The organism is Prevotella sp. BV3P1 (assembly GCF_000479005.1).
Lineage (GTDB): Bacteria > Bacteroidota > Bacteroidia > Bacteroidales > Bacteroidaceae > Prevotella.
The window spans coordinates 73,065-83,937 of record NZ_AWXC01000021.1 but is presented as its reverse complement, the minus strand read 5'-3'; the positions used below and the strand labels follow the sequence as shown (position 1 = coordinate 83,937).

The 10,873-nt window shown below is 41.0% G+C and carries 9 protein-coding genes and 2 pseudogenes; 4 read left to right on the top strand and 7 right to left on the bottom strand.

Going from position 1 to position 10,873, the window contains the following annotated elements:
- From HMPREF1254_RS04470 to HMPREF1254_RS04445, 7 genes and pseudogenes are all read right to left on the bottom strand, one after another.
- Positions 1–521: transposase (locus HMPREF1254_RS04470; protein ID WP_231385801.1), on the bottom strand; the 521-nt coding region annotated here is incomplete at its 3' end.
- Positions 522–531: 10 nt separating this feature from the next.
- Positions 532–777 (bottom strand): hypothetical protein, encoded by a 246-nt coding sequence (locus tag HMPREF1254_RS12280; RefSeq protein ID WP_036880770.1) that lies wholly within the window; start codon positions 775–777, stop codon positions 532–534.
- Positions 778–792: 15 nt separating this feature from the next.
- A complete protein-coding gene (locus HMPREF1254_RS12455; RefSeq protein WP_196806288.1) occupies positions 793–1,122 on the bottom strand; it encodes a hypothetical protein in 330 nt (109 codons plus the stop codon).
- A 1,145-nt stretch (positions 1,123–2,267) separates the two neighbouring features.
- A complete protein-coding gene (locus HMPREF1254_RS04460) occupies positions 2,268–3,383 on the bottom strand; it encodes a HigA family addiction module antitoxin (protein WP_023057405.1) in 1,116 nt (371 codons plus the stop codon).
- Positions 3,376–3,696, bottom strand: a complete 321-nt coding sequence (locus HMPREF1254_RS04455; RefSeq protein ID WP_023057434.1) for a type II toxin-antitoxin system RelE/ParE family toxin — start codon at positions 3,694–3,696, stop codon at positions 3,376–3,378. Before HMPREF1254_RS04455 ends, HMPREF1254_RS04460 begins: the two co-directional genes overlap by 8 nt.
- Before the next feature lie 176 nt (positions 3,697–3,872).
- Positions 3,873–4,298, bottom strand: a pseudogene (locus HMPREF1254_RS04450) (TraM recognition domain-containing protein); the annotation flags it as partial.
- A 9-nt stretch (positions 4,299–4,307) separates the two neighbouring features.
- Positions 4,308–5,865 (bottom strand): annotated as a pseudogene (locus HMPREF1254_RS04445) (IS1634 family transposase).
- 1,018 nt (positions 5,866–6,883) lie between these two features.
- Here HMPREF1254_RS04445 and HMPREF1254_RS04440 point away from each other — a divergent pair.
- The 4 genes from HMPREF1254_RS04440 (at position 6,884) to HMPREF1254_RS04425 (ending at position 10,780) form a co-directional block, all read left to right on the top strand.
- Positions 6,884–8,194 (top strand): site-specific integrase, encoded by a 1,311-nt coding sequence (locus tag HMPREF1254_RS04440; RefSeq protein WP_023057454.1) that lies wholly within the window; start codon positions 6,884–6,886, stop codon positions 8,192–8,194.
- 191 nt (positions 8,195–8,385) lie between these two features.
- Positions 8,386–8,673, top strand: a complete 288-nt coding sequence (locus tag HMPREF1254_RS04435; RefSeq protein ID WP_023057426.1) for a DUF3853 family protein — start codon at positions 8,386–8,388, stop codon at positions 8,671–8,673.
- A gap of 246 nt (positions 8,674–8,919) precedes the next feature.
- Positions 8,920–9,156, top strand: a complete 237-nt coding sequence (locus HMPREF1254_RS11675) for a hypothetical protein (RefSeq protein WP_196806287.1) — start codon at positions 8,920–8,922, stop codon at positions 9,154–9,156.
- 28 nt (positions 9,157–9,184) lie between these two features.
- Positions 9,185–10,780 (top strand): DNA cytosine methyltransferase, encoded by a 1,596-nt coding sequence (locus tag HMPREF1254_RS04425; protein ID WP_023057435.1) that lies wholly within the window; start codon positions 9,185–9,187, stop codon positions 10,778–10,780.
- Positions 10,781–10,873: the final 93 nt, after the last annotated feature.

The following is a 10,873-nucleotide window of genomic DNA, read 5'->3' as shown; positions in this document are numbered from 1 at the left end:
CATTTTATCATGGTTCGAATAAGGCACAAAAGAAGCCGCATGGCTCTTTTGAAGTTGAATGCAGCCGCAGCGAGCATCACATTGATGGCATCACCCAAGAGACCCTTGTAGAAGTTCCTCCCCAATCGATGATCTGCCTTGCAGTGCCCTATGACAGGTTCTATTCCTGCTCTCTTGCGGAAGAACCTTTGTTTTTTCTTTTTCGTGTGTGGCGAGTAGCTTGCCTTGGGAACACCGGGTATCATGATGTTCATCTCTCCGCACATTTCCTGCCCGCGATACCCTCTGTCCCTCGCAAGTCTTTTGATTTTCCTGCCATAGACCCTGCCGACCTGCTCCATTGCCTTGTCTATCGTATGACCGTCGTATTCATTGCGGAAAGATAATGCACCGACAATGAGACCATTCCACAGTCTGACAAGGGAAACTTTATGGCCGAACTCGTATTTCTTGTGGTCCTTCCCCTTGCTGATGCACAACACGTCCGGCTCATGAAGGGAGTAGATCTTGTGACCGTCCATTCTCTCGCCGTTAACAGACTTCAATACGTTCTTGGTAAGAGTTCTCAGGGGGCAAATTCCGAACCAGTTCGCGCAACAGCTTTCCGGCGATGGTGCGCATCCGACGATCGGCTTTCCTTACCTTGGTTGAACTGTTCTTCCTGCCACGGAAACGCTGCACAAGCTTAAGTCTCTTGATTTCCCCGGCATAGCTTTGGCGCACCTTGAGATGCTCTGCATGAGCCACGTCGCGGCAGAAACCGATGCATAGAGTCAACCAGCAAGTGCAAAATTACAAAACGTGTTTGAAGAACTCTCGTTTTGGTGTAGAAAAGTTTAATTTTTCTCTCTGCACTGTATCTATAACGTTAACTACCATGTGTACTGTACGCCAAATAGATGTTTCTCCTTCCCTTATGATGAAGCCTCGGAGATAGTTCTTTGATAACTGCTCTTCCGTCGCACCCAAAGCTTCGAAGACGTTCCCCTCCCAATCCTTGGAAGTCGTTACGCTGGTTGGCTTCCGCTTTGCTGTCATAAAGCCGTCAATCACGTTGAACACTCTTTTTAGATCGCTCTTGCTACCCTCAATACGATAGCTTGTTGTTGCCCAGTTTGCCATATTCTCGATGTTTATGATGATACGTTTCCCTTTCGTTCTGCTGTTTTGCAGCATCGCTGTCGGGATTTCAAATTTTACTTGCGTGAGGTAAGCAAGCCCGTAAGGCAGATAAGCGAAATAATTTTGGTAGATTATTATGGAAAACCCAAATCTATGATTTGTGGAAGGCTGCCATAAGAATATTCCAAAATAGCGCAGCGGTACTTCGGCGTTCTGACAGGACTTGCTACCTTTGCTTAGTAAAATTAAATCCAGACAGTGACGGCAGGAGTGTAAACGACAACATACATAAGGCATAAAGTGCAGACATAGGGGAACAAGTAAGGATTGCCTGATAAGGCACTACAATAAGACATTGACCTTACCGCTCTCCCGAAGTCGCACGAAAAACTCTGTTGATGATTCAGTATGAGCGGCAACCGTGTTTTTCGTGGAATTAAAACAGCACAGACTGTTTTAAGGGTTTCTTGTGGAGCAGGTGTTCCGCAAGGCAAAAAGTCGCACATCCTCATTCTGAGCGTAGTGAAAGTATGACGACAGTATGCTTTCCGCATAGCGTGAATGACAATGTGCAAACTGATGCCTGGAGGAACACTGGCTCCACAAGGGGCAAATAGGTGTAGGAATAAGGGTATTGGTTGCTCGACCAAAACTTACGTCAGTGTGTTTTGTAAATGGCCGAACAGAAGCGGCTGTCATGGCAGCGTCTTCAAATTCACGGCATTGGGCTGTAAGACTTAGGGCTGTTGTAAAAAGTGTTGCGAGCATGGCCGCAGTACACGGAAAAAACGATTTTAACATTTCAGTTTTTGACACAAAAACGGCAAAAATGATATAATTTGAAACAAAGGTTCGATTCCGCCCTTCTAATAAAACTGTAAATCTTTAATTATCAGTAATATGTGAATTATAAAAATACTTTACACCAAATAAAAAATATTTCATGCAGAATTTTTCTTCGGAGAAAAAAGTGGGTCAAAAAGTGGGTCAAAAAGTGGGTCAAAGAAAAACTAAGAGCATTAAAAAAGCCTTTAAGTTATTGAAACTTAAAGGCTTTCTCAAATTTTTTAAGCGGAGAGAGAGGAGATGAAAATGCAAAGCACCATTGGCTATGAAATGTGTAACCAATGGTGCTTTGTGAATCGTTATAGAATTTTCGTTTCAAAGAAATTCTTTATCTTGTATATACCTATATCATGCTTATAGCGTCCGAACAGAAGTTGTGGATTGACATTATGTTTTTCTGCTTCTGTCTGAATATATGGTGCTATTTTATAAGGTACAACATCACGAGTCCTTGCCATGAACTTTTTCCACTCCGCATTTGGTAGGGCCGCATTTAAAGCAAACTCGTCAGCCTCAGACTCCTCGATGTTCTTCTTGTCCTCCATGAGATTAATCATTGCCTTACCATTTTGGGTAATGTGCTTGAATACATGACCGACCTCATGTAAAGTGGTGAAAGCAAAATTGTCAATGGAAGCTATTCTCTCAGTGATGACAATCGTTGGTGTATCTCCTATCCAAAAGGACATTCCATCAACAGGAACTTGCCCAACCTTATTGACTACAAGAAAACGAATGCCATACTTGTTAAGAACCTCTTGGGTTTTGTTCACCGTATTCTTGTTTTCTTTAAACACATTGTTCAGCTCTCTTGCCAGCATCTCTGTATCTGCCCCCTTGTCAAATGTGCATAAAGTTGAATCATCATTTTTAGAGAGATGATAGCAATAATATTTCCAAGACAGAATGTCCACGGGATTGGTTTTCACCTTTTCTGACTTGCGGTAATAAGAAAGTTCCATTTCTTCTGCCTTCAAACCAAAGAAATCATCCAAGTTATCCACGGAAAAGACCTCGAAGATGCGTTTTACATCCTCGATGATGTTTCCTCTAACGATACCGACTTTTCTGAAAAAGGGAATTGATACTTGGTCTTTGAGTACATTCCAAATCTCAAGCATTTTAGTCTGCAACACAACCCTTTCGCTCTGTTTGGCGCAATCCAATTCGTATTGCGTCTGGATGTTCATGAAATATGTCGCAGAAATGCCGAGAGCGTTTTCCAACAACAATGCCATTTCAGGTGTCAGAGAACGTTTACCTTTTATGACATCATTCAGAATGGATTTCTGTATGCCAGTGAGTTCGGACAATTCGCTCTGCTTCATATTACGAGCAGACAATTCGTCCTTAATCACCTCGCCCACATGAGTTGCCTCAAATGGGACTGCCTGATTGAAACTAAACTTAGTCATAATGATGTGATATTTCAATTAATTCTATTTCGGTAATGATAATACTGCCATCGGCAGGAGAGCTTTGGAAAATCAATCGCCAGACATCATTGCATCTTACGGATTCTTGATCTTTTCTGTTTCCATGCAATCTTTCGTAGCGCAAGCCATGATCACGCATAATGTCTTCAATTCTTGTTGCAGCTCTCATTTTGTTGACAGCCTTAACATAACCCTTGATTGCGGCTACAGGAAGTCTTTTATACTTCTTGTCAGATGTCTTTCCATTTTCGAACAGTTCCAACAAAGCCTCGTCTTCACTTGTTATGTTCATATATATTATTCAGCCATGTTATTTTTATTTGTGTGCAAAATTACGATAAATATTTCGATTATCAAAATTGATAACTAATTATTATCTATATTATAATCATTTTTAACTATTATTCTTGGCACTCGCGGAAAAAGCAATAGGACAAACCTATTTATATTCAACTGTGAAAAGCGCATTTATGCCTTTTGTATCAAGTGCTTCAAATTCTCATCGTTGGCGATACGCCCCAGCTCATCCTTGACTATCTGCTTGACATCCTCCTTGATTTGGTTGTAGTTGTCCTGTATGGTCTGCTTCATGCAGTCGTTGCCATCCGCATCCAAGAAATCGTTGATGATGGGGAGTTTCTGATAACGACTTTCCTCCCGTTTCAACTTTTCGGTATCAACTACTATCTCGGCATGGAATATCTTCTGCTCGATACGCTCGTTGAAGTTATCGGAAACAGAGCCGACAAACATTCCTTGGGTGAGTCCGCTAATCTTGCTCGGCGGAATGAGACTGGCCATTTGGGTATTGATGGATGTAGAAACATCCTGACGGTTGATGGAAATAGACTGGCGCTTTTGGAGTACTTTTCCAAAACGCTCGGATAAAGTCTCCTGACTTCGTCATTGCGTACCCCAAAAATCTTCGTCAAAGAGTTTAGCTATTCTCTGATGTCTTGCCATCAGCATAGGCTGCGTATAAACCTCCTTGTTCAGAGGTAGCTTGATTTGCATCGTTGTAATGGTCTTTGCCAATGTAAGCACCTTGTCTATGCTCATCTTAATCTCTGAGACTTTCAACATACGCTCCAATTCCTTGTATACTTTCAAAGCCACGAAACAGATACATATATGGGCTTCGATTCTTTTGCGTGTAAAATGGAACATGGGACGTATTTCTATCTTTGATTTGGCTATGCGGAAAGCCCGTTCCACATGCCAAAGGTTGTGATATGCCGTGTATACATCCTGTATTGGTATATCCGTATTGGTGAGATATCCTTTAAGACCATCCCATTTGGAGTCGTCGGCAACACGGTCATAGTTGATGGCGACTCTCACTTCGCCATCCATCGATAAAAACTTATTATAGCCTCTTTTGTTAATATTGCCTTTCGTGAGCGCACCATGCTTGTAAGCCTTTTCCAGCCTGCGTATACCCTTTTCCCGGTTATAGGCATCTTTCTTTGCACGGTCATCTGTATAGCCAACCAGGAGACGGCGTCCGCCTCCTTTGTTATATTCAACCATCTGGCAGTCGCGCTTGGGCTGTTCCAGTATCCAGTTCTTGACTTCCTGACTTTCATTCTTTATCTTCGCACCTATTATATACTTGTAGCCTTGCAATTCAAGTTCTGCTATGTTGGCATTGTTCATCAGACCGGAGTCTGCCACCACAACGAAGTTCTCCAAACCGTATTTACTAACAAACTCATTTATTGTCGGCAACATCGTGTGACCTTCATATTTGTTGCCCTCATGGATGCAATAGGCAAGCGGATAGCCACCAAGACTGACAAGCAGTCCAAGTATGATTTGAGGATTACTGTGACGTCCCTCTTTCGAGAAACCTGTCTTGCGTAATTCGTCCTCATAATCCGCTTCAAAGTAAAGTGTGGTAACATCATAGAATAACACACCGATATTTCCACCGAACAGTTTAGCTGTATGTTGCACGCTTATATCCTGTACAATTTCGTGCTGATGGTCGCTAAGCTTGTCAAGATAACGATAGATTTTTGAGAGATCCACATCTTCGTCAAAGTGGTTTTTCAGGTATTCCACCGTGGCAGCCTTACTTGTTGGATATGCCAAACGAGCCTTTACAAGCTTGCGGAATACATCATCGTCAATACGATTGAAACCAATCCTGTCAAACGTGCGGTCCAATATCAAGTCGCATCCGTTGAGAAAGATATTGCTGACATTGGACAGGACACGGCGGACTTCTTCACGCTCACGGTCGCAGGCCTCACGTTCCTCACCATACAAATCGAGCTGAGGATGACGGCGACATTCTTCTTTGGAAATCCATTCATGACCTGCATTTACAAGACTTTCTATTTCGTTTGAATCTTTGGCGACACCAATAGTAATCAATTTTTTTATAAATGCCCTTTGTTTTTTCTGCAACAACAATGCTTGTTGTTCCAGACCGATTCTTCTTTCTTTTGACAAACATAGTTAAAAAATCTTTTGCGTACCCCAAAATTAGGGTATGCAAAGATACAAAATGTTGTTTATCAATCAATTACAAAATGGATATTTTTGAGTGACGAAGTCAGGAAAAAGTCGCACATCCTCATTCAGAGCGTAGTGAAAGTATGACGACAGTATGCTTTCCGCATAGCGTGAATGACAATGTGCAAACTGATGCCTGGAGGAACACTGGCTCCACAAGGGGCAAATAGGTGTAGGAATAAGGGTATTGGTTGCTCGACCAAAACTTACGCCAGTGTGTTTTGTAAATGGCTGAACAGAAGCGGCTGTCATGGCAGCGGCTTCAAATTCACGGCATTGGGCTGTAAGACTTAGGGCTGTTGTAAAAAGTGTTGCGAGCATTGCCGCAATACACGGAAAAAACGATTTTAACATTTCAGTTTTAGACACCAAAACGGCAAAAATGATATAATTTGAAACAAAGGTTCGATTCCGCCCTTCTAATAAAACTGTAAATCTTTAATTATCAGTAATATGTGAATTATGAAAATACTTTACAACAAATAAAAAATATTTCATTCTGAATTATTCTTCGGAGAAAAAAGTGGGGCAAAAACCGGGGCAAAAACCGGGGCAAAAAGTGGGGCAAAATAAAATAACAACCAAACAAAAAGTCCCTAAGTTGTTATAACTTAGGGACTTGGCTCGCTATGCGAAGCGGAGAGAGAGGGATAAAGACTATAAAACAAAATCATTTAACATCATTATCAAATAATATCAAAACATCTTGAAAATCAACTCCTTGTTAATATGTTTTGAAAATATATTGTTCGATTGATAGTGTTAGTTCCAATAATCCGCCTCAAAAAGTGGGTCAAGCGGTGGGTCAAGAAAAGGAGTTCAAAAATTCCTTCACTAATATAACTCGCCCAATTATTCAAAAAAAAATTTTTACAAAACCATTTTACAGCCAAAAAGTGGGTCAAAAGATAGGTAAAAGATGATGTATTTGATTAACTTTGAAATAAAAGTTATCAGATATGATCATCAAGCGAACGATAAAATACTCTATTCAAAACCAGCGTAATGCTGGAAGCAGACTTCGTATGCGTGTTTCGTACAATGGTTGCAGGGTGGATTTTCAGACAGGAATCGTTTTGAACAAGGAGTATTGGGATGATGTGCAACAGCGTGTATTACCTTTGAACTCTAATGTTGTCATGGCTACTGATCTAAACGATCAGCTTTCTCAGATGTTGACAGATATGATAGCAGTATTTCGAGAATATGAACTTCTAAATGTAGTACCGACGGTGCCAGAACTTCGCAATTCTTTCACAAAACAACGTTCCTCTCACACACAAACCGCACAACAGAGCAAGAAAAAAGATAGTACTCTAACCGTTCAACAAGTAGATAAAAAAAGGAACGGAACAAAAGATAAGGGTTTCTGGAAGTATTTTGATGAATTTGTCAAAGTTAATGGAAAACTGAATGATTGGACTTCTGCAACCTATGAAAAATTTGCTGCACTTCGGAATCATCTATTTACTTTCGACAAAAAGCTCACCTTTGACAAGTTTGATGAAGATGGCATAGCGAACTTTATTGACTATCTTGGCAAAAAAGGTATGAAAAACAGTACCATCAACAAGCAACTTGGTTTCTTGCGGTGGTTTTTGCGCTGGTGCTACGAGAAAGGCTATCATACAAACCATACATTTGAATACTACAAGCCAAAGTTGAAAAATACGACCAAACGTGTTGTGTTCTTGACAGCAGAAGAACTGAATACGCTTGAAACATTTCAAATACCTGACAAGTATGTAGCCCTCGGTCCTGTACGTGATGTATTTCTCTTCACTTGCTACACTGGCCTACGTTACTCGGACGCTTGCAACCTTACATGGGATGATATACATAATGGAAAGATAGAGATTGTAACCGTCAAGACCTCTGATCGTCTTCTCATAGAAATCAATTCGAAGGCACAAGCTATACTGGATAAGTACGCAGAAATACATTTTCCTAACAAGAAGGTTTTGCCGGTAGTAAGTAATCAAAAGATGAACAAACACCTGCATACACTTTGTAAGTTGGCAGGCATAGATGGATCTATCAAATCAACCCACTATGAGGGAAATAAGCGAGTTGACGAAGTACACCCCAAATACGAACTTATAGGTACACACTGTGGACGACGTACTTTCATTTGCACCGCATTGGCAAAAGGAATACCGCCCAGTGTAATAATGAAGTGGACAGGTCATAGTGATTATAAGGCCATGAAACCCTATATCGATATAGCCGACGAGGTAAAATCTGAATATATGAAACAGTTTGATCAATAAAAGCATAGCTCAAAACACGCATTATGAAATAATTTTTATTATATTTGCAATGTCGTTACGATGCACTTTAATACATTTGTCGATTTGGTAGATAGTTTTCTTCCCGACAGCCTTTAATACATTTTCGAAACGACAAGTGACCTTCCAAACCAAAGGTCATCATTATGTCTAAACGTATTAAAGTGTAAAATATGGAATTATCAGAATCATTCTTGAAAACCCCATTGGCAGAGCTATCCGTTAAGGATTTCGTTAGTCTTTTGAAAGAATACCAAGGCAGCTATGAAACATCATCAGAACAGTTGTTTGATGAAGACGTATGGGTGTCAGGGTATAAGAACCTTGCCAAATATTTGCATTGCAGTGTACCTACCGTATGCCGTCTTGTAAAAACTGGTAAAATTGATCCTGCCATCAGGAAGATAGGCGCAACCTATTGGTTTAACAAGAATAAGATACGAGATTTAATGAAGGTATGAGGCATGAAGAAATTCTTTAAATCAATAAATTTAGTAGAATGGCTCCAGATTAGAAAAAAAAGGAATTATCAGTTCCATACTACTAAATGCAGAATAAATTCTTGGCAGCAGTTTTCAGATACTATGTCACTATTGGCTATCGTTGCTGGTGTCATAACTATCATTACTAAAAGAATAAACAAAAAAAGTGAATTAGCGATATAACTTATGCTTTAGCAACCATATTCACGTCAGACCGCAACAAGGATGAATAAACTTATCAAAAGAAGGTATAACTTGGTATATTGTTTGAGAAAGAAGGGAGTCAGATGCCTGTCCAAGGAGTGTATGAGGGTGCTCAAACCCAATGGCACACTCATCTTCAAGTGGAATGAGGTGCAGATACCTATTCGTAAAATCATTGATGTGATAGGATGCGAGCCCCTCTTCGGGCACACGACCAGACGCAGCAGTACAACTGTTTGGATGGCATTTATGAAGTAATATATACAATTTTTGAAAGAACATAGCAATGAATAATATAAGATTACTCTATATTGACCTGTTTTGCGGTGCCGGAGGAACTTCTACCGGCGTTGAAAAGGCAACATTGGACGGTCAGAAATGCGCAAGAGTGATTGCCTGTGTCAACCATGATCTTAATGCAATCCTCTCTCATCAGGCAAACCACCCCGACACCCTTCATTTTAGGGAAGATATCCGCACTCTTGACCTGACAGGCTTGCTTGCCCACTTGAACCGAATGAGACAAAAATATCCTGATGCACTGGTGGTGTTATGGGCCTCGTTGGAATGTACCAATTTCTCCAAGGCCAAGGGAGGACAGCCTCGTGACGCAGACAGTCGGACACTTGCGGAACATCTTTTTCGCTATATCGAGCAACTCACCCCAGACTACATACAAATTGAGAATGTAGAGGAGTTCATGAGTTGGGGAGATATGGATGATAAAGGTCATCCAATTTCAAGGTTGAAAGGACGCAGTTTTGTCCGCTGGTGCAATAAGATTATGTCTTATGGCTATCATTATGACTGGCGTTTACTAAATGCTGCCGACTTCGGGGCTTACACCTCACGCAAAAGGTTTTTCGGTCAATTTGCAAAGATAGGACTGCCAATAGCTTTTCCTATACCGACTTACTCAAAGGATGGTGATGATGGAATATTCCATATATACAATAAATGGAAGCCTGCTAGGGAAGTTCTTGATATGAATGATTCCGGACAAAGTATCTTTGACAGGAAAAAAGCCTTGTGCGAAAAGACCTTGAATAGAATCTATGCCGGTCTTATCAAGTTTGTGGCAGGAGGAAAAGATGCCTTCTTGATTAAATACAACTCAATGAACCAAAGAGGCAGGTATGTGGCCCCAGGAGTAGACGAACCTTGCCCAACGGTCGCTTGCCAAAATCGTCTGGGCATTGCCAATGTCTGTTTTATATCCAAGGCTTTCAGCGGAGATCCGTACTCCAAGAACCAATCAATAGACGCACCTGCAGGTACCATCACAACAAAAGACCATCATTGCTTTGTAACTGCTTACTACGGTAATGGTGGAAACCGTTCCGTTGATGCCCCATGTCCAACACCTACTACAAAAGATAGGCTGGGACTTGTTTCAAGTAGATTTCTTGCTAATGAATATTCTTGCGGCGGCCAACTGTCAAGTATTGAAGTTCCTTGCCCTGCCGTGCTGACAACACCCAATCAGAAAGTGGTAGATTGCTTCCTGATGAACCCACAGTTCAACTCGGCAGGAGGTGATGTGAACAAGCCATGTTTTACGTTGATTGCCAGGATGGATAAGATGCCTCCCTATCTTGTTACAACAGAACATGGAGTCGGTATCAGGATTTTCGACAATGACAGTGAAATGACCGTCAGGATTAAGGAGTTTATGGCTATGTACGGCATTATTGATATAAAAATGCGGATGCTTAACATCGGTGAACTCAAACGCATAATGGGCTTTCCTGACAGTTATATTCTCGTCGGGACACAAGCAGAACAGAAGAAGTACATTGGCAACGCTGTAGAGGTGAACATGAGCAAGGTGCTCTGTGAATCGCTTTGTGCAGCTTTAATATCCAAGGCAATAGCAATATAAATTTAACCAAAGAAAAAAATATGACACGAAAAGAATTTTATACACGACTAAAACAAGAAGAGATATCTATTAACGAAGAGATTCTAAACGAAG